The sequence below is a fragment of the Streptomyces sp. NPDC057854 genome (genome assembly GCF_042797055.1).
Lineage (GTDB): Bacteria > Actinomycetota > Actinomycetes > Streptomycetales > Streptomycetaceae > Streptomyces.
Window position 1 is genome coordinate 119,525 of record NZ_JBHVMF010000024.1, and the last position, 17,452, is coordinate 136,976.

Sequence of the window (17,452 nt, forward strand, 5' to 3'; positions counted from 1 at the left end):
GGTCTCACGGACCGCCGACGACCCCGCAAACGATTACCGGGCGCCCGGAATCTCGTAGTCCCGGCCGAGGACGACGGTGATCGTGGCGGTGCCGGTGGGCTTGCCCTTGGTGATCGCGGACTCGGGCAGGTCCAGGGTCTTGGCGACCTCGGCGGCGGTGGCCTTCTGGGCGTCGTCGCCGTAGACGACCTCGGACTTCGCCCGGCTGTCGGCCTTGGTGCCGCCGACGAAGGCGTAGCCGCCGTTGATCAGGACGACCTTGGCCGCCTCGACGGCGTCCTCGCCGGTCGCGTCCTTGATCGAGACGCGCGGCACGCCGCCCGGGTCGACGGCGGTGACCTTGCCGCCGAGGATGTCCTTGACGACGCTGTCGCCGGCGCCCTCGGTGAGCGTGCCGTCCTCGCCGACGGGCAGCATCGCCGTCTTGTAGGCGCCGGTCTTGGCGTGCTCGGCGAGCTTGGCGAGGGAGGCGCCGAGGTCCTTCTCCGGGAGGGACGGGTCGGCGATCTGCTGGAGGTACTCGATGGCGGTGGTGGCGTTCGCGGCGTCGCTGGGCATCTTCCGCAGCATGCCGTTGACGACCTGGCCGAAGCGCTGGAGCTGCTTGGCCTCGGCCTCGCCGGAGGCCCGGTAGGTGGCGTAGGCGACGGCGGCGCGGCCGTTGAGGGTCTGCTTCTCGCCCTGGGTGAGGAGCGGGTCGGCGCCTTCCTTGCCCTTGGGGTCGGGGACGGTGGTGTCGGTGTCGACCTCGATGCCGCCGAGGTACTCGACGAGGTTCTCCAGGTACGGCGTGTCCAGGCGCCAGGTTCCGGCGATCTTGGCGCCGAGGAGGGTGTCGAGGGCTTCGCGGGTGCCGCTGGAGCCGTCGTCCTCGACGGAGTTGCCGAGGGTGGTGGCGGTGCCCTCGCTGTCGGCGACGGCGAGCGCGTTGGGCAGCAGGACGGTGGTGCCCTGCTTGGTGGTGGAGTTGTCGACGAGGAGGGCGGTGGAAGTGCCGCCGCCCTGGATGTCGTGCAGGTGGAGGACGATCGTGGCGCGCTGCTGCGGGCCGGTGGCGGTGCCCTGCTGCTTCGGCCCGGAGTCGCCGGTCCCGGGGAGCAGGCCGGCCGACCAGAGGTAGCCGACGCCGCCGGCGACCGCGAGGACGAGGACGGTGACGAGCGCGATGATCCGGTTGCGGCCGCGCCGCCGGGCCTCCTCGCGCCGCTCCGACCGGCTCTCGGTGAACTTGAGCCAGTCGATGACGTCCTCGGAGTCCTCGTCGGGCTCCTCGATGAAGGAGAACTGCTCGGTGCGGTACTCCCGGTCCTCGTCCGTCGCGGCTCGCCGGGGCGTCCTGGGGGGCGCGGGCGCGGCGGGCGGCTCGGGGGCGGGCCGCTGGCCGGGGACGGCGGCCGGGGCCTCGACGACGGGCGCGGAGGGTTCGGCGGCCTGCCACTGCTGCCCGGCCCCGCCGTAGGTTCCGGGGGTCCCGGGGGTCCCGGGGGTCCCGGGGGTCCCGGGGGTCCCGGGGGTCCCGGGGGTCCCGGGGGTCCCGGGGGTCCCGGGGGTCCCGGGGGTCCCGTAGGGGTCGTAGCCGTACGTCTGCTGCTGCCCGGCGTAGGGGTCGTACGCGGCCTGCTGGGGCTGCTGGGGGGCCTGGGGCTGCTGAGGCTGGGCGTAGGGGTCGTAGCCGTACGTCTGCTGCTGCCCGGCGTACGGGTCGTACGCGGGCTGCTGCGGGGGCTCGGCCTGCTGCTGGTACACCGGCTGCCCGTACGCGTCGTAGCCGATGATCTGCGGCTGCGGCTGGTACGGGTCGTACGGGTTGTGCTGGTCGTTCACCGGTGCCCCTTCCCGGGAGTCACTTGCCGCGGTACAGCTGGCGCTTGTCGATGTAGCGGACGACGCCGTCCGGGACGAGATACCAGACGGGGTCGCCCTCGGCGACCCGTGCGCGGCAGTCGGTGGACGAGATGGCGAGGGCCGGGACCTCGACGAGCGAGACGCCGCCCTCGGGCAGTCCGTCGTCGGTGAGGTCGTGGCCCGGCCGGGTGACGCCGATGAAGTGGGCGAGGGAGAACAGCTCCTCCGCGTCGCGCCAGGTGAGGATCTGCGCGAGCGCGTCGGCTCCGGTGATGAAGAAGAGGTCGGCGTCGCCGTTGAGAGCGCGCAGGTCGCGCAGCGTGTCGATGGTGTAGGTGGCGCCGCCGCGGTCGATGTCGATGCGGCTGACCGAGAACTGCGGGTTGGAGGCCGTGGCGATGACCGTCATCAGATAGCGGTCCTCGGCGGGCGACACGGCCTTGTGGCTCTTCTGCCACGGCTCACCCGTCGGTACGAACACCACCTCGTCCAGGTGGAACAGGGCGGCGACCTCGCTGGCCGCCACCAGGTGTCCGTGGTGGATCGGGTCGAACGTCCCGCCCATCACGCCGAGGCGGCGCTTGCCGCGGCCGCCAGTAGGCACTTCCTGCTCTCCCATGCGTGCAGAGCCTACTGGCACGGCGGCGGACGCCCGCTCAGCGGCCTCCCGGTCGGCGTCCGGCTCAGCGGTCGCGGTTGAAACGGGTGGTGATCCAGAGCAGCAGCATCAGCGCGAGGAAGGCGCCGCCGCCGGTGACGTACGGGTTGAGGCTGTCGTGGTTGCCACCGTGCTCGGCGCCCTCGGAAGCAAGCGTGACGAGGTTGGCGGCGGTGCTGTGGAGGCTCATCTTCGGCAGACCTATCCGATCGGGGGTGGGAGCGGAGACTTCGCGCACATCGTATGCGGGCCGTCGCGGCTCTCTCACGCCGACTCAGGCGTTGGCGTCCCCGGCGTCACCTGCGGCCCCTCGGGCGGCCGTGTCCGCGGACCGGTCGCGGGCCGGCGCGGGGGGCGCGGCCGGGGTGTCGTCCGTGCTCTCGCCGCTGCGGTAGCCGCGCAGCAGGAACCAGGCGAGGAGGGCGCCACCGACCATGGAGACCAGCAGGACGACGCGGAGGGTGCCGCCCGGTCCCTGCTGCGCCGCCTCGGCGACGCGGGTGAGGGCGGTGGCGGCTGCGGCGATGTCCGGCATGCGGTCGTGCTCCCTCGTTTTCCACAGGGCCCGAGTTGTCCACAGGTCCTCCGCCCACGGTAGCGCCCTCGCCTAGGGTGGGGCGTGTCAGGGGGACGAGTACGGATACGTACGCAGGGACAGGGGGCGTTCATGACCGACAACCACGGCGGGAACCACGAGGGCGGCGTGCCGAGCAGGCGGCGCAGGCGGTTCCCCGGCATCTCCTCGCGGGCCTACGAGCACCCGGCGGATCGTTCGGCGCTGGTGGCGCTGCGGAAGCTGAGCGGTTTCGACACGGTGTTCAAGGCGCTCAGCGGGCTGCTGCCGGAGCGGAGTCTGCGGCTGCTCTACCTCTCGGACTCCGTCCGGGTGAGCGACGCGCAGTTCTCGCACCTCAACGACATGCTGCGGGACGCCTGTTACATCCTCGACCTGGACCGGGTCCCGGCGATGTACGTCACGCAGAACCCGGTGCCGAACGCGATGTGCGTGGGCCTGGACGAGCCGGTGATCGTGGTGACGACGGGGCTCGTCGAGCTGCTGGACGAGGAGGAGATGCGGGCGGTCGTCGGCCACGAGGTCGGCCACGCCCTGTCGGGGCACGCGGTGTACCGGACGGTGCTGCTGTTCCTGACGAACGTGGCGCTGAAGGTCGCCTGGATCCCGCTGGGGAACGTGGCGGTGATGGCGATCGTGACGGCGCTGCGCGAGTGGTTCCGCAAGTCGGAGCTGTCGGCCGACCGGGCGGGGCTGCTGGTGGGGCAGGACCTCCAGGCGTCGATGCGCGGGCTGATGAAGATCGCCGGCGGCAACCATCTGCACGAGATGAACGTGGACGCGTTCCTCGCGCAGGCGGACGAGTACGAGAAGGCCGGCGACCTGCGGGACTCGGTGCTGAAGATCCTCAACGTGCTGCCGCGCTCGCACCCGTTCACCACCGTGCGGGCGGCCGAGCTGAAGAAGTGGTCGGAGAGCCGGGACTACCAGCGGCTGATGGACGGGCACTACCCGAAGCGGTCGGAGGACAAGGACACCTCGGTCACGGACTCCTTCCGGGAGTCGGCCGGGCACTACGCGCAGACCGTGCGGGACAGCAAGGATCCGCTGGTCAAGCTCGTCGGGGACATAGCCGGCGGCGCCGGGGAGCTCGCGGGCGACCTGGGCGGACGGCTGCGGACGGTGTTCGGCGGCGGCGCGAAGGACGCGAAGGACCAGGGCGGGGACACCGGCAAGGGCTCCGGGGAGGACGGCGGCTCGGAGGAGTAGCCGGGCGTCAGGGCCGGGGCTGGGCGGCCGGGGCGAGGGCTCCGCAGAGTGCCGGGGCCGTGGGCCGGCCGGTGGCGTACGGGTCGGTGAGCGCCGGGCCGGAGCGCGCCGGCGCCTCGGCCCCCGCCAGCAGCGGCCTGAGCCCGCCCCCGGTGCCGGTACCGCAGGCCTGCGGCCCGGCCTCGACGGTGCCGGCCAGCAGTTCGGCCCGGTGCATGCGCAGGTCCTCGCGGTCGAAGCGGAAGTGGACCGTGCGGTGGACCGTGAAGAGGGAGGCCGCCGCGGGCTCGGCGCCGGGCGCCTGGACGGCGGGCCGCAGCACGTAGGTGAACGTGTGGTCGGCGGTGACCTCCAGGGTGTCCGGGGCGGTCTCGGCGAAGCGCAGGCTGCCCTGGACGCGGGGCGCGGTGTCGGCGACGGCGACCTGCCGGGGGTCGAAGCGGATCAGCCAGGCGGCGACGGCGTGCCGGCCGTCGTCGGCGGGTGCGGAGACGCTGCGGTCGAACTGGGCCAGCTGGTCGGGGTCGAGCAGCAGGCGGGCGGGCCGGACGGTCCGGCCGGTGAGGACGTCCGGCTCCAGGGAGGAGGCGACGAGGTAGTCCTTGGCGATGCTCAGGGCGGTGACGACCTGGCCCTCGGAGAAGTGGGGGGTGCGGGCGGCGACGGGCAGGTGGATGCCGGCGGCGCCGGCGCGGTGCCCGGCGGCGGGGCTGCGGGCGAGGAGCCGGGCGGGGTCGCCGCCGGGGACGGGGTCCTGGGGGGCGAGCGGGACGACGGTGGTGCGGAACGGCTCGGCGCGCCGGTCGGGCGGGGGCTGGTAGGGGTTGCGCAGGCCGAGATAGACGGCCATGCCGAAGGCGAGGAGGATCAGCAGGACCAGGAGGAGGGCCTGGCCGGAGCCGCGCCGGCCGGTGGGGCCGGGGCGGCTGCGGACGGCGAGCGCGTGCTCGCCCATCCGTTCCCGCGCGGAGTACTCCTGGAGGTGGGCAGCGCGGACGAACGCCTCGTCGAAGACGACGGATCGGTATTCGTCCTCACCGCCGGGGAGCCCCTCGGGAGTCCCCTCAGGCGGGTCGCCACGCCCTGCCATACCTTCAGGGTAGGTCGGCGGGGGCATCGGTAAACGCCCTGGTACACGACAAGTTCGGAAGTTTTCCGCCGTCGGAGTGGCGGCCCGGGCGGCCGTCCGGGTGGTCCGCGGACGGGGTCGGGGGGTGCGGGTCAGGGGGTATGCGTCAGGGGGTGCGGGGTGGGGCCGGGGGCGTGGGCTTGGTCCGGTCGGCGGATGCCGGGCGGGCGCCGGCCTGCGGGGCGGCGGCGGTGGCCGGGGTGCCGGTGAGCACCGGTACCGGGGGTGCGGCGGCCGGGGAGGCGGCGGGCGGGGCCGGCTTGGGCTGGTCGACGCCGGTGGAGGCCGGCGGGACCTGGTCCTGCCGGTTGGCGGCGGCGCCGCGGTAGACGGCGGTGAAGGCGAGGGCCACCATGCCGATGCCCATCAGGAGGGCGAGGAGCCAGGCGACGGGCCGGTGCCAGCGGGCGGTGCCCCGGTAGGGGCGGAGGGCGCCGCCGTGGCGGCCGTAGGGGCTGGCGTCGTCGCCGACGTCGTCGGGCTCGTAGGTGAGGCCGACGGGGTCGCGGCCGTCGTCGTAGAGGTCGTCGTCGCCGGCGGCCCTGAGGGCGCGGGCGCGGGCGGACTCGGCTTCGGCGCGGGCCTGGGCGGCGGCGAGGAGGCGCTCGACGGCCGTCGGCTCGTGGACGGCGGCGGCCTTGACGAACTCCTCGTCGAAGACCACGTCCCAGTGGCCCTCGGCGGCGCCTCCGCGCTCGTCGTCGGGCTCCCAGCCGTTCGGGGACGGCTTGCCCCCCACGTCGTCCGGCACGGTCTCAGGGTAGACCGGGGATGGGGTTTTGGGCAGGGAGAGTGCGAAGTCTCCCCGCCCGTACCGAAAGGAGGTGTGCGAGGTGGTGTTACCGGATGTGACCGTCGCCTGTCACGATGTACTTGGTGGAGGTGAGCTCCGGAAGGCCCATGGGGCCGCGGGCGTGGAGCTTCTGGGTGGAGATGCCGATCTCGGCGCCGAAGCCGAACTGTCCGCCGTCCGTGAAGCGGGTGGAGGCGTTCACGGCCACCGTGGTGGAGTCGACCAGCTGGGTGAAGCGGCGCGCCGCGGCCTGCGAGGTGGTGACGATCGCCTCGGTGTGCCCGGAGGTCCACATGCGGATGTGCTCGACGGCCTTGTCGAGGGAGTCGACGACGGCGGCGGCGATGTCGTGGGAGAGGTACTCGGTCTCCCAGTCCTCCGGGGTGGCCGGGACGACGGTGGCCTTGGTGCCCTCGGTGTGGGCGAGGACCCGCTCGTCGGCGTGGACGGTGACGCCGGCCTCGGCCAGCGCGTCGAGGGCGCGGGGCAGGAAGGCGGCGGCGACGTCCTGGTGGACGAGCAGGGTCTCGGCGGCGTTGCAGACGCTGACCCGCTGGGCCTTGGAGTTGATCAGGATGTCGACGGCCATGTCGAGGTCGGCGTCGGCGTCGACGTAGACGTGACAGTTGCCGGTGCCGGTCTCGATGACCGGGACGGTGGACTCCTCGACGACCGTGCGGATGAGGGAGGCGCCGCCGCGCGGGATGAGGACGTCGACGAGGCCGCGGGCGCGCATCAGCTCGCGGACGGAGTCGCGGGACTCGCCGGGGACGAGCTGGATCGCGTCGGCGGGCAGGCCGGCGCCGCCGACGGCGTCGCGGAGGACCTTCACCAGGGCGGTGTTGGACGCGTAGGCGGAGGAGGAGCCGCGGAGCAGGACGGCGTTGCCGGCCTTGAGGCAGAGGGCGGCGGCGTCCACGGTGACGTTGGGGCGGGCCTCGTAGATGATGCCGACGACGCCGAGGGGGACGCGGACCTGGCGGAGGTCGAGCCCGTTGGGGAGGGTGGAGCCGCGGACGACCTCGCCGACCGGGTCGGGCAGGGCGGCGACGTGGCGGACGTCGGCGGCGATGGCGCGGACCCGTTCGGGGGTGAGGGTCAGCCGGTCGATGATCGACTCGCTGGTGCCGGCCTCGCGGGCCTTGGCGATGTCCTCGGCGTTCGCCTCGACGATCTCCGCGGTGCGGACTTCGAGGGCGTCCGCGACGGCGAGCAGCGCGTCGTCCTTGGCCGAGCGCGGCAGTGGCGCGATCTGTGCGGCGGCGCCACGGGCCCGGTAGGCGGCCCGGGTGACCGGGGAGAGGTTGTCGAGGGGCGTGAGCGAGGTCATGTCCGCAGGGTACTGGCCCGCGCGCGCCGACCCCGCACACCCGAGCCCCCCGTCCCGCAGTACGAGACATCTGCCGGGCCCTCCGCCCCGCAGTACGAGACACCTCCCGCGCCGGTCGCCCCCGGGCCCGGCCCGGCGCCGCCCCGCCGGGCTCAGCCGGAGCAAGCGGGGCGACCGGCGCGATCGGCGCGACCGGGCTCAGTACGGGTGGACGCCCACGGGGGCGGCGGGCGGCGGGCCGTAGCCTTCCGCGATGCGCTGGTGGTAGGTCTCGCGGTCGATGACCTCCAGGCCGACGATCTCCCACGGGGGGAGCTTGGCGGTCTGGCGGTGTTCGCCCCAGAGCCGGAGGGCGACGGCCGCCGCGTCGTGCAGGTCGCGGGCCTCCTCCCAGTACCGGATCTCGGCGTGGTCGTTGGCGTAGCGGCTGGTCAGCAGGAAGGGGTGGTCGTGGGCCAGCTGTTCCAGCCCGCGGCGCACCTCCTGCAGCGGTGACTCGACGCCGGACACGCTGAGGGTGACGTGCCACAGCTTGGACAGCGGGCGCTCCCCCGCGCCGCCGTCCCGTGTGCCCGTCTCGGCTGCTGTGCCCTCGCTCTTCGTGCCCGAGTCCCGTGCCGCGTCGAAGTCGGCTCCGGCCTCGACACTCGTCAGGGCGCGTTCGGCCGTCCCGCGGGGCAGTGCCCCAGGGCGCGCTCGTCTCACCGGCGGCCTCCTGTGTGATGCGTGTGGTGCTGTACCCCGCGTTGCTCGTTACCCCCGAGACAAAGTTGACCAGTCCGAGCCGTCGCATGGGGCGGTTTTGGTAAAGGTCCCTTCCGGATGGCAGGAGTTTCAGCCGTTTCGGCGGCGGTTTCGCAAGGGCTTCCGCAGCGGTTTCCGGCCGTCGGGCGGGGTCGCTCTCAGCCGAGGACGACGAGGTCGTCGCGGTGGACGACCTCGCGCTCGTACTCGGGGCCGAGCTCGCGGGCGAGTTCGGGGGTCGAGCGGCCGAGCATCCGGGGGAGTTCGCGGGCGTCGAAGTTGACGAGGCCGCGGGCGACGGGGCGGCCGGCGGCGTCGCGCAGCTCGACGGGGTCGCCGGCGACGAACTCGCCCTCGACGGCGGCGATGCCGGCGGCGAGCAGCGACTTCTTGCCCTCGACGACGGCCCGGACGGCGCCGTCGTCGAGCGCGAGGGAGCCCTGCGGGGTGGAGGCGTGGGCGAGCCAGAGCAGGCGGTCGGCGGAGCGGCGGCCGGTGCGCTGGAAGTAGGTGCCGGTGTCGCGTCCGGCGAGGGCGTCGGCGGCGCGGCTGGCGGAGGTGAGGACGACGGGGATGCCGGCGGCGGCGGCGATCCGGGCGGCCTCGACCTTGGTGACCATGCCGCCGGTGCCGACGCCGGCCTTGCCCGCGGAGCCGATCTCGACGTGGGCGATGTCCTCCGGGCCGCCGACCTCGGCGATCCGGGAGGTGCCGGGCTTGGCCGGGTCGCCGTCGTAGAGGCCGTCGACGTCAGAGAGGAGGACGAGGAGGTCGGCGCGGACGAGGTGGGCGACGAGGGCGGCGAGCCGGTCGTTGTCGCCGAAGCGGATCTCGTCGGTGGCGACGGTGTCGTTCTCGTTGACGACCGGCAGCGCGCCCATGGCGAGGAGCTGGTCGAGGGTGCGGTAGGCGTTGCGGTAGTGGGCGCGGCGGCTGGTGTCGTCGGTGGTGAGCAGCACCTGGCCGACGCGGACGCCGTAGCGGGCGAAGGAGGCGGTGTAGCGGGCGACGAGGAGGCCCTGGCCGACGCTGGCGGCGGCCTGCTGGCGGGCCAGGTCCTTGGGCCGGCGGGTGAGGCCGAGCGGGGCGAGGCCGGCGGCGATGGCGCCGGAGGAGACGAGGACGATCTCCTTCTCGCCGCCGCTGCGGACCTTGGCGAGGACGTCGACGAGGGCGTCGACCCGGTCGGCGTCGAGGCCGCCGGCGGCGGTGGTGAGGGAGGAGGAGCCGACCTTGACGACGATCCGGCGGGCCTCGGTGACGAAGGGACGCGTCACCGTCTGCGGGGCCGGCGCCTGCGGGGTCCCGTCCTGTCGGTTCGCGTCCTGCTGTACCGCCGCCATCTCCGTCGCCACCTGCGCCGTCCTCACTCGCTGTTCCGGCTCCGTGCGCTCCCGGCACGGTCGCGAGGGGCAATCTACGCGAGCCGGGACGGCTGCCGCTCCTCCGTTTCGTCCTGCGGACCCGGGGCGCGGCTGACGAGGATGCGGCGGGAGATCACGTACGTGAAGGGGATGGCGACGACGGCGGCCACGAGTGGCGCGATCCGGTCGTCCATTCCGGCCCAGCTGACGAGCGCGTACAGGCCGGCGCTCTGCACCACGTAGTTGGTGACGTTGGTGAGGGGGAAGAGGGCGAACTTCTTCCAGGTGGGGCGGGTGCGGTAGGTGAAGTACGTGTTGAGGAAGAAGGAGCCCACCATGCTGAGCAGGAAGGCGAGGGTGTACGCGGCGAAGTACGGCATCCAGGGGTGGAGCAGCAGGTAGCAGCCGAAGAAGGTGCCGGTGTTGATCCCGCCCACCACGCCGAAGCGGATGATCTGGCCGAGCTGGTCTCGCATGGGCCCATCAGATCGCCGAGAGATGAACGGGGCGTGCCGCGGGGACGACGCCCGCACGACGAACGGCCCCCTCGTCCGCACGGGACGGCCCCTTCGTACGCACCCGTTCGAAGGGGCGTCCGTACGAGGGGGCCGTGCACGCCGCCGGAGGAGCTAGACGGCGGCGCCGCGGCGGGCGGTCCAGCCGGCCCAGGCGGAGCCGATCATGTCGCGGACGTCGTAGCGGGCCTTCCAGCCCAGCTCGGCGGCGATGCGGTCGGCGGAGGCGACGACGCGGGCCGGGTCGCCGGGGCGGCGCGGGGTGACGACGGGCTCGGTGGTGTGCTCGGTGATCTCGTTGATCAGCTTGACCATCTCGGTGACGGAGACGCCCTCGCCGCGGCCGATGTTGACGGTGAGGTCGCGCGGCGCGCCGGCCTCGGCCCACTCGGCGAGCTTGCGGGCGGCGACGAGGTGGGCGTCGGCCAGGTCCTCGACGTGGATGTAGTCGCGGATGCAGGTGCCGTCCGGGGTGGCGTAGTCGTCGCCGAAGATGCGGGGGGCCTCGCCGGCGTCGAGCCGCTCGAAGACCATCGGCACCAGGTTGAAGACGCCGGTGTCGGCGAGCTCGGGGGTGGCCGCGCCGGCCACGTTGAAGTAGCGCAGGCAGGCGGTGGCGATGCCGTGCGCCTGGCCGGCCGCGCGGACCAGCCACTCGCCCGCGAGCTTGGTCTCGCCGTACGGGCTGAGCGGGGCGCAGGGGGTCTCCTCGGTGACGAGGTCGACGTCCGGCATGCCGTACACGGCGGCGGAGGAGGAGAAGAGGAAGTTGCGCACGCCGGCCGCGGCGACCGCCTCCAGGAGGACGGTGAGGCCGACGACGTTCTCGCGGTAGTAGTGCAGCGGCATCTCGACGGACTCGCCGACCTGCTTCTTCGCGGCGAGGTGGACGACCCCGGTGATCGCGTGCTCGGCGAGCGTCCGGTCGAGCAGTTCGCGGTCGAGGGTGGACCCGACGACGAGCGGCACGCCTTCGGGCACCCGGTGGGCGTATCCGGTCGACAGGTCGTCCAGGACGACCACGCGCTCCCCCGCCGCCGTCATGGCCCGGACCACGTGCGCGCCGATGTAACCGGCACCGCCGGTGATCAGGTACGTCATGCTCTCCCCACATCCCTTGTCGCTGAGCACCGCGGAAGTCCACCGCGGAAATACACCGTACCTGCTGCCCGCCGCGACGTCGAAACGCATGCGTCCCGACGCGGGCGCGCGCCGCCCGGAAGGGGGCGCGCGAGGGGTGTTCGCGCGCCCCGGGGGTGTCCCCGGGAGGCTGCATACTGGTGCTGCTCACTCTCCGCATATGTACGTGTTCGAGGAGTAAACAGCAGTGCGAAATCCCGAGTCACCCCGGCTGCTGGGGGTCTACCGCCGAGCCGTTCCCGACCGCGTGCGACGGGCCGTCGTCGCGCAGGTGGACGCCGATCTGCGCCGCCGCGTGAAGCTCCGCATCGCCGGCGGGACGGCCGCCGCCGAGCGCCTGCGCCGCAACCGGCTGGCCCGGCGGTACGCGGCGCTCACCGCCGGACCGGACCGCGCCGTGATCAGCGTCGGCCGCGAGCCCAGGGTCGCGCTGATCGCCGAGGGCATCACCCCGCTGAAGGCCCGCCGGGCCAACCTGGAGGCGGTGCTCGGCGCGCTCGCCGCCGCCGGCGTCCCGCACTTCTGCGTCCCCGGCAAGTCGGACACGTCCTCCGCGGTCGCCGTGCGCGAGGAGGACCGGGCCGCCGTCCTCGCCGCCCTCGCCGCCGCCTGCGCGCGGGAGCCGGGCTACGCGGCCCCGGTCAGCGGGAACGGCGGCCCGTCGGGCCGCGCCTCGCAGCCCGGCTTCGCCGCCGGGACCTGGCACCGGCTGCGTACCGCCGCCGTCGTCCGGCTGACCTGGTACCGCGCCGACCCCACCCACCAGCTCAAGCTCGGCGAGCCGTACGGCTGCGACGTGGAGTTCTGGCGCGAGGAGCACGGCGAGCTGACCGCGCCCCGCCCCGGCCGGGTCACCGCCGTCCTCCCCCGCCAGGGCCCGCTCGTGGACGCCCCGGAGTGCTGCTTCACCGACTTCACCGACGTCCGCTCCGGCGCCGCCACCGCCCCCGCCGGCGCGCCGCTGCTGCCCGCCCGCGCCGAGACGGCCGTCGTCCGCACCGACCAGGTCACCTTCCCCGTCGACGTCGTCTACACGTGGGTGGACGGCTCCGACCCGGAGTGGCTGCGGCGGCGCGCGGAGTACGCCGGCGAGGCGTACCACGCCGAGGCGGCCAACGCGGCCCGCTACCTCAGCCGCGACGAACTGCGCTACTCGCTGCGCTCCCTGCACCTCTACGCGCCCTGGGTGCGGACCGTCTACCTGGTCACCGACGACCAGACGCCGTCCTGGCTGGACACCACCGTGCCCGGCCTCCGGGTCGTGTCGCACAAGGAGATCTTCCGCTCCCCCGAGGTGCTGCCGACCTTCAACTCGCACGCCATCGAGTCGCAGCTGCACCACATCGACGGCCTCGCCGAGCACTTCCTCTACCTCAACGACGACGTGATGCTCTCCCGCGAGGTCACCCCCCGGGACTTCTTCCACGCCAGCGGCCTCACCAAGTTCTTCCCTTCCCCCGCCCTCGTCCCGGTCGGCGAGCGCAGCCTCGACGACCCGCCGGTGGCCGCCGCCGGGAAGAACAACCGCCGGCTGATCGAGCAGCGGTACGGCTCGGTCCTGGTGCAGAAGATGAAGCACATGCCGCATCCGCTGCGGCGCAGCGTGCTGGAGGAGATCGAGCGGGAGTTCGCCGCCGAGTACCGCCGCACCGAGCGCAACCGCTTCCGCAGCGTCGACGACATCTCGATCGCCTCCTCGCTGCACCACTACTACGCCTTCCACACCGGCCGCGCGGTGCCGTCGACCGACCTGCCGTACGCGTACCTCGACCTCACCCACCCGTGGACCGAGACCCGGCTCGGCCGGCTGCTCGCCCAGCGCGACCGGGCGGTCTTCTGCGTCAACGACACGGTCTCGACGGAGCAGGACGCGAGCGGGCAGAAGGACCTCATCACCCCGTTCCTGGAGGCGTACTTCCCGGTCCCGAGCCCGTACGAGAAGCGCTAGCAGCGCACGGGAGAAGGGGGGCGCCCGGTGCCGGGCGCCCCCCTTCGTCGTACCGCCGCGTCAGTCCTTCTCGTACGGTGAGCGCACCGGGAAGTACGCCTCCAGGAAGGCGCGCAGCACCCGGTCCTGCTCGTCCAGCGGGACCTCCGCCTCCGCGGACTCGCCGATGCAGATGACGTCGCGGTGGCGGGCGGCGAGGAGGCGGCTGAGCGCCACGTGGTGCTTGTAGTCGCCGATGTTGGCGTACGCGGCGGAGATGCCGCCGGGCGACGCCTTGCCCGTCAGATAGGCGTAGTGGTGGTGGAGCGACGAGGTGACCGACAGGTCGGTCCGGCCGCGGAACGGGGTCGCGGCGGTCCGCGCCGTCTCCTCCGGCCACCGCTCGGCGATCTCCGCGAGGACGCTGCGGCGCAACGGGTGCGGGGTGTGCAGGAAGCCGTGGGTGGCGACCCGGCCGAACGCCTCCTCCAGCAGCACCTGGTTGTTCTTGGCCGCGACGAAGTAGCCCTCGGTCTCCTCCGTGACGTCGCCGGGCGGGACGGCCGTCGGGGAACGGAAGAAGAGCGAGTTGCCGTTCGACTGGAAGAACTTGTTCGGGGCGAGCGGGCGGCCGAAGAACACGTCGTCGTTGATGTAGAGGAAGTGCTCGGCCAGGCCCTCGATGCGGTGCAGCTGGGACTCGATGGCGTGCGAGTTGAAGCTGGGCAGCCAGGCCGGGTCGGCGAAGAGCGCGCGGTGGCTCACCACCTCGATGCCCGGGTGGGAGGTGTCCAGCCAGGACGGCGCCTGGTCGTCGGTGACGAGGTAGATCCGCCGGATCCAGGGGGCGTGCGCGGCGAGGGAGCGCAGCGAGTAGCGCAGTTCGTCGCGGTTGCGGAAGCGGACGTCGCCGGACTGGGCGTCGTCGGCGGGGAGCCCCTGCTCCCGGCGGGCGGCGTCGCGCTTGGCCCGCCACACCGGGTCGGTGTCATCGACCCACGTGTAGACGGCGTCGACGGGGAAGTCGACGTTCCACATCAGCTTCTTGGTGAAGACCTCCAGGGTCGGGTAGTCCCGGCCGGCGACGGAGATCCGGGCGTCGCCGTCGAGGGACGGCAGCCGCGGGCCGACCAGGGTGGTGCCGCGCGGGGCGGCGTACCAGCCGGTGTCGCCGTCCTCCTCGGTCCAGAACTCGACGCCGCAGCCGTACACCGGCCCGTACCGCAGGGTCCGGCTGTCGCTGACCAGCGGCTTGAAGATCCGCACACCGGCGACCTCGGGGGCGTGGGTGAGGGTCTCGGCGAGCCGGGCGCCGGGCGCGGCGGTCCGCGGGGCGACGAGCTCGGCGTACACCGGCCGCCCGTGCAGTTCGGTGCCGAGGGCCCGCAGGGCCCGCTCCCGGTCGGGCTCCTTGACGGCGAGGCGATGGCCGACGGTCGTGGGGTCGTGGAGCAGGACGTACGGGACGCCGTGCCGCTCCAGCGCCTGCGCGGTGAGCTCCAGGTTGATCTCGCCCATCCGCCAGGACGGCACGTCGTCGCGGACCTCGGCGAGCCGGCCGGCCGAACGGACCAGCGTCTTCGGGTCCTTGGCCTGGAGGATGACCTCGCGGGCCTTCTGCTCGTCCGCGGAGGGCGAGAGCCTGCTGATCGGCGCGGCGACGGCGAAGCTGCGGCTGCCGCCGGCCGCGACGCGGTGGGCGGCGCGGTCGGCGCGGGCGGCGGCGCGGGCGGCCGGGTCCTCGGCGGCCAGCGCGGTGAACAGCTCGTCCCAGCGGCCGGTGACGACCTCCGGGGCGAAGCGCTCGCGGGCCCCGGCGCGGGCGGCGGCGCCGTAGGCGGTCCGCAGTTCGTCGTCGCCCATCAGGCGGGAGAGCGCGGCGCCCAGCGAGGCGATGTCGTCGGCGGGCACCAGCAGGCCGTCCACCTCGTGGCGGACGATCTGGGAGGGTCCGGTGAGCGTGTCGTACGCGACGACCGGGACGCCCGCGGTGAACGCCTCCAGCATCACCAGGCCGAACGACTCGACGCGCGAGGGCATCAGGCAGATCGCCGCCGTCGCCCACTCCTCCGCCATCCGGCGGCTGCGGCCGACGAGTTCGACCCGGTCGTGCACGCCGAGCCCCTCGACGAGCCGGCGCAGGGCGGCCAGCTGCGGGCCGTCGCCGAAGATCCGCAGCCGCCAGCCGGGGTGCTCGCCCGCGGCCTCCGTGAACGCCTGGATCGCGTGGTCGAGCTGCTTCTCCGGGACCAGCCGGCCGGCCACCACGACGGTCTTCGAGCCGAGGTCGGAGCGGGGCCGGTAGCCCTCGGGCATCGCGTTCGGGATGGTCGCGAGGCGCGGGGCGGCGGCGCCCAGGGACTCGGCGAACCAGTCGGTGGTCAGCTCGGTGAGCGAGACCAGGGCGTCCAGCCGGGGGGCGTGGGTGAGGAGCGGTTCGCCGGTGGCGCCGCGCAGCTGCGAGACCCGGTGCTCCTGGTGCACGACGGCGACCCGGGCCGGGGCGAGGGCGACGGCGGCGGCCATCAGCGCGGGCGTGGTGGTCACCAGGACGTCGGCGTCGAGACCCGACAGGGCGGCGGTCATCTCGATGTCGGAGAGCCGGTCGAAGGTGGGCTCCCAGGCGGTCGCGATCAGTTCGCTGGGCAGCTTGGCGAGGGCCTCGCACTCGGCGGCGGTGAGCGTGGACGGGCGGACCGGGCGGGGCGAGCGGCCGGTGCGGTCCACCAGGTAGCGGACGGGCACGTCCTTCGCCTCCGGCAGGAACGGCTCCTCCTCCGTCCGGAACACGCTGAGGATCTCGACCTCGTGACGGGGCGCCAGCTGGGCGGCCTGCGTGTAGGCGGCCATCTCCGTGCCGCCCATGGCGTCGCCCCAGGTCAGCAGGATGGTGATCTTCATACGCGTTCCTCCGCGCCGTCGGGGGCGCCTTCGAACCCGACGCAGGAGACGGCGAGCGCCCCGGCCGAGGTGATGTAGGCATGCACTCGGAGGAGCGAGCCGTCCTCCAGGGCGATGATCCGGAACGAGGTGCGGATCACCTGGTCGCGCCGGCGCAGGTCGGTGAGCCGGCGGCCGATCTTGAGGCCGGCCCGCCCCTGCTGGAGCTGGATGTCCCAGCGGTGGGCGCGGCGGCCGGAGACCATGCCGGCGAGCGGCAGGTCGAAGGCGAAGCGGTCGCCGTCCCACTCCAGCGGGGCCTGCACGATCGCGCCGCCGCCGCGCCGGACCGCCTGGGCGGTGTACGCGGCGGGCGGGGCCTGCGGGGCGACGACCCGGCCCCGGACCGTGATCCGGTCCCAGCGGAGGGCGAAGGTGTCGAGCTCGGCCTGGTGCGCGGGGGCGCGGACCTTCAGCACGGCGAAGCCGTCGACGGAGCGCATCAGGCGGAAGTGGGCGCCGCGCTCGGGGTCCGGCGACACGGGGGCGACGGGGCCGTCGGTCGCGGGGAGCGCCACGGCGGCGACGCCGGTGCGGGTCTCCTGGCCGTCGGGGCCGGTGAGCACGGTCGCGACCCGCCACAGGCCGGCGGTGAGCGCGAGGCCGCGACCGTCGGGCGCGTCCGCGAAGCGGAGTGCGGTGGTCGCGGTGAGCAGCCGGGTGCCGTCGGGCTGCGGTTCGAGCTCCAGCGGCAGCCGGTGGACGCGTCCGCCGCGGGCCAGTTCGAGCCGTGCGGCGGCGATGCCGGTGGCGGGGGGCGCGAGCAGGGCGACGTTGAGGGTGCGGCCGCCGAGGACGGAGAGGTGGAGCGGCCGGAGCGCGGGCCGGGGCGGGATCCCCCCGCCGAACGCCGGGGCGGTGTGGAGCCGTTCGACCCGGCGGCGCATCCGCACCGCCACCCGCCGGGCTCGTTTCGCGGCACCCACCGCGTAGGGCAGCAAGGCGTCACTCACGACAATCCCGGCTTCCGTTCTGGGGGTTGACAGTCGAGCGCCACATAGTGGCAAGGCCCCCGAACGAAGGCAAATCTCCTGCGAGGCTTCCGGAGGGTGACGGAGGGCCCGCCCCGAGGTGACGGCGGGGTGACCGTTTCCCCCTTCCCACCGGGGCGCTTTCCCCCGGGAGGACCGTTCCGGCACGCCCCCCGCGCGGGCGGAACGGCCTCGTCCGCCCCCGTGAATCTCACCCGATGGTGGGACGGCGCGGACCACGCCCCGGACGCGACCGCCGGGTACGCCCGGGTACGGCGGAACCCCCGGCGACCGCTGTCGCCGGGGGTTCCGC

General features: G+C 73.9%; 15 protein-coding genes. 2 read left to right on the forward strand and 13 right to left on the reverse strand.

Going from position 1 to position 17,452, the window contains the following annotated elements; translation table 11 throughout:
- Positions 1 to 33: 33 nt before the first annotated feature.
- From ACFVQZ_RS29405 to ACFVQZ_RS29420, 4 genes are all read right to left on the reverse strand, one after another.
- Positions 34 to 1,824 (reverse strand): LCP family protein, encoded by a 1,791-nt coding sequence (locus ACFVQZ_RS29405; protein WP_383627705.1) that lies wholly within the window; start codon positions 1,822 to 1,824, stop codon positions 34 to 36.
- A gap of 19 nt (positions 1,825 to 1,843) precedes the next feature.
- On the reverse strand, positions 1,844 to 2,464 hold the full coding sequence (gene nadD, locus ACFVQZ_RS29410) for a nicotinate-nucleotide adenylyltransferase (RefSeq protein ID WP_030494104.1): 621 nt from the start codon (positions 2,462 to 2,464) through the stop codon (positions 1,844 to 1,846).
- A gap of 64 nt (positions 2,465 to 2,528) precedes the next feature.
- Positions 2,529 to 2,693 (reverse strand): hypothetical protein, encoded by a 165-nt coding sequence (locus tag ACFVQZ_RS29415; RefSeq protein ID WP_030494103.1) that lies wholly within the window; start codon positions 2,691 to 2,693, stop codon positions 2,529 to 2,531.
- A gap of 84 nt (positions 2,694 to 2,777) precedes the next feature.
- Entirely contained in the window at positions 2,778 to 3,038 is a 261-nt protein-coding gene (locus ACFVQZ_RS29420) for a hypothetical protein (protein WP_383627725.1), read from the reverse strand.
- Positions 3,039 to 3,170: 132 nt separating this feature from the next.
- Here ACFVQZ_RS29420 and ACFVQZ_RS29425 point away from each other — a divergent pair, with 132 nt between their 5' ends.
- The gene (locus tag ACFVQZ_RS29425; protein WP_030494102.1) at positions 3,171 to 4,286 is read left to right on the forward strand and encodes a M48 family metallopeptidase; all 1,116 of its coding nucleotides are present in this window, start codon (positions 3,171 to 3,173) and stop codon (positions 4,284 to 4,286) included.
- Positions 4,287 to 4,293: 7 nt separating this feature from the next.
- On the opposite strand, the gene ACFVQZ_RS29430 is transcribed toward ACFVQZ_RS29425, so the two are convergent.
- The 7 genes from ACFVQZ_RS29430 to galE form a co-directional block, all read right to left on the reverse strand.
- Positions 4,294 to 5,376, reverse strand: a complete 1,083-nt coding sequence (locus ACFVQZ_RS29430) for a hypothetical protein (protein WP_383627710.1) — start codon at positions 5,374 to 5,376, stop codon at positions 4,294 to 4,296.
- A 145-nt stretch (positions 5,377 to 5,521) separates the two neighbouring features.
- Complete coding sequence (locus ACFVQZ_RS29435) at positions 5,522 to 6,166, reverse strand: hypothetical protein (RefSeq protein ID WP_081958982.1); 645 nt, start codon at positions 6,164 to 6,166, stop codon at positions 5,522 to 5,524.
- Between the two features lie 88 nt (positions 6,167 to 6,254).
- Complete coding sequence (locus tag ACFVQZ_RS29440) at positions 6,255 to 7,538, reverse strand: glutamate-5-semialdehyde dehydrogenase (RefSeq protein ID WP_030494099.1); 1,284 nt, start codon at positions 7,536 to 7,538, stop codon at positions 6,255 to 6,257.
- 198 nt (positions 7,539 to 7,736) lie between these two features.
- Complete coding sequence (locus ACFVQZ_RS29445; RefSeq protein WP_030494098.1) at positions 7,737 to 8,243, reverse strand: hypothetical protein; 507 nt, start codon at positions 8,241 to 8,243, stop codon at positions 7,737 to 7,739.
- A gap of 197 nt (positions 8,244 to 8,440) precedes the next feature.
- Positions 8,441 to 9,637 (reverse strand): glutamate 5-kinase, encoded by a 1,197-nt coding sequence (proB, locus tag ACFVQZ_RS29450; RefSeq protein ID WP_321192644.1) that lies wholly within the window; start codon positions 9,635 to 9,637, stop codon positions 8,441 to 8,443.
- 62 nt (positions 9,638 to 9,699) lie between these two features.
- Entirely contained in the window at positions 9,700 to 10,122 is a 423-nt protein-coding gene (locus tag ACFVQZ_RS29455) for a GtrA family protein (protein ID WP_030494096.1), read from the reverse strand.
- Between the two features lie 153 nt (positions 10,123 to 10,275).
- Positions 10,276 to 11,262: a UDP-glucose 4-epimerase GalE gene (galE, locus tag ACFVQZ_RS29460; protein WP_383627713.1), complete on the reverse strand. Its 987-nt coding sequence runs from the start codon at positions 11,260 to 11,262 to the stop codon at positions 10,276 to 10,278.
- Positions 11,263 to 11,488: 226 nt separating this feature from the next.
- Between galE and ACFVQZ_RS29465 the strand changes: the two genes are divergently transcribed.
- Positions 11,489 to 13,249, forward strand: coding sequence for a stealth family protein (locus ACFVQZ_RS29465; protein WP_383627715.1), 1,761 nt, complete (start codon positions 11,489 to 11,491; stop codon positions 13,247 to 13,249).
- 60 nt (positions 13,250 to 13,309) lie between these two features.
- Here the strand turns inward: ACFVQZ_RS29465 and ACFVQZ_RS29470 are convergent, their stop codons facing one another.
- Together ACFVQZ_RS29470 and ACFVQZ_RS29475 are read right to left on the reverse strand one after the other, a co-directional pair.
- Positions 13,310 to 16,129 carry a stealth conserved region 3 domain-containing protein gene (locus ACFVQZ_RS29470; protein WP_383627717.1) on the reverse strand — a complete coding sequence of 940 codons (2,820 nt, stop codon included), beginning with the start codon at positions 16,127 to 16,129 and terminating at the stop codon, positions 13,310 to 13,312.
- A complete protein-coding gene (locus ACFVQZ_RS29475; protein ID WP_383627719.1) occupies positions 16,126 to 17,121 on the reverse strand; it encodes a hypothetical protein in 996 nt (331 codons plus the stop codon). Before ACFVQZ_RS29475 ends, ACFVQZ_RS29470 begins: the two co-directional genes overlap by 4 nt.
- Positions 17,122 to 17,452 lie beyond the last annotated feature (331 nt).

What these genes read in the sequence shown, in the direction of transcription:
- nadD (WP_030494104.1), bottom strand. Translation starts at nt 2,464, where the DNA reads ATGGGAGAGCAGGAAGTGCCTACTGGCGGCCGCGGCAAGCGCCGCCTC.
- ACFVQZ_RS29415 (WP_030494103.1), bottom strand. Translation starts at nt 2,693, where the DNA reads ATGAGCCTCCACAGCACCGCCGCCAACCTCGTCACGCTTGCTTCCGAG.
- ACFVQZ_RS29420 (WP_383627725.1), bottom strand. Translation starts at nt 3,038, where the DNA reads ATGCCGGACATCGCCGCAGCCGCCACCGCCCTCACCCGCGTCGCCGAG.
- ACFVQZ_RS29425 (WP_030494102.1), top strand. Translation starts at nt 3,171, where the DNA reads ATGACCGACAACCACGGCGGGAACCACGAGGGCGGCGTGCCGAGCAGG.
- ACFVQZ_RS29430 (WP_383627710.1), bottom strand. Translation starts at nt 5,376, where the DNA reads ATGGCAGGGCGTGGCGACCCGCCTGAGGGGACTCCCGAGGGGCTCCCC.
- ACFVQZ_RS29440 (WP_030494099.1), bottom strand. Translation starts at nt 7,538, where the DNA reads ATGACCTCGCTCACGCCCCTCGACAACCTCTCCCCGGTCACCCGGGCC.
- ACFVQZ_RS29455 (WP_030494096.1), bottom strand. Translation starts at nt 10,122, where the DNA reads ATGCGAGACCAGCTCGGCCAGATCATCCGCTTCGGCGTGGTGGGCGGG.
- galE (WP_383627713.1), bottom strand. Translation starts at nt 11,262, where the DNA reads ATGACGTACCTGATCACCGGCGGTGCCGGTTACATCGGCGCGCACGTG.
- ACFVQZ_RS29470 (WP_383627717.1), bottom strand. Translation starts at nt 16,129, where the DNA reads ATGAAGATCACCATCCTGCTGACCTGGGGCGACGCCATGGGCGGCACG.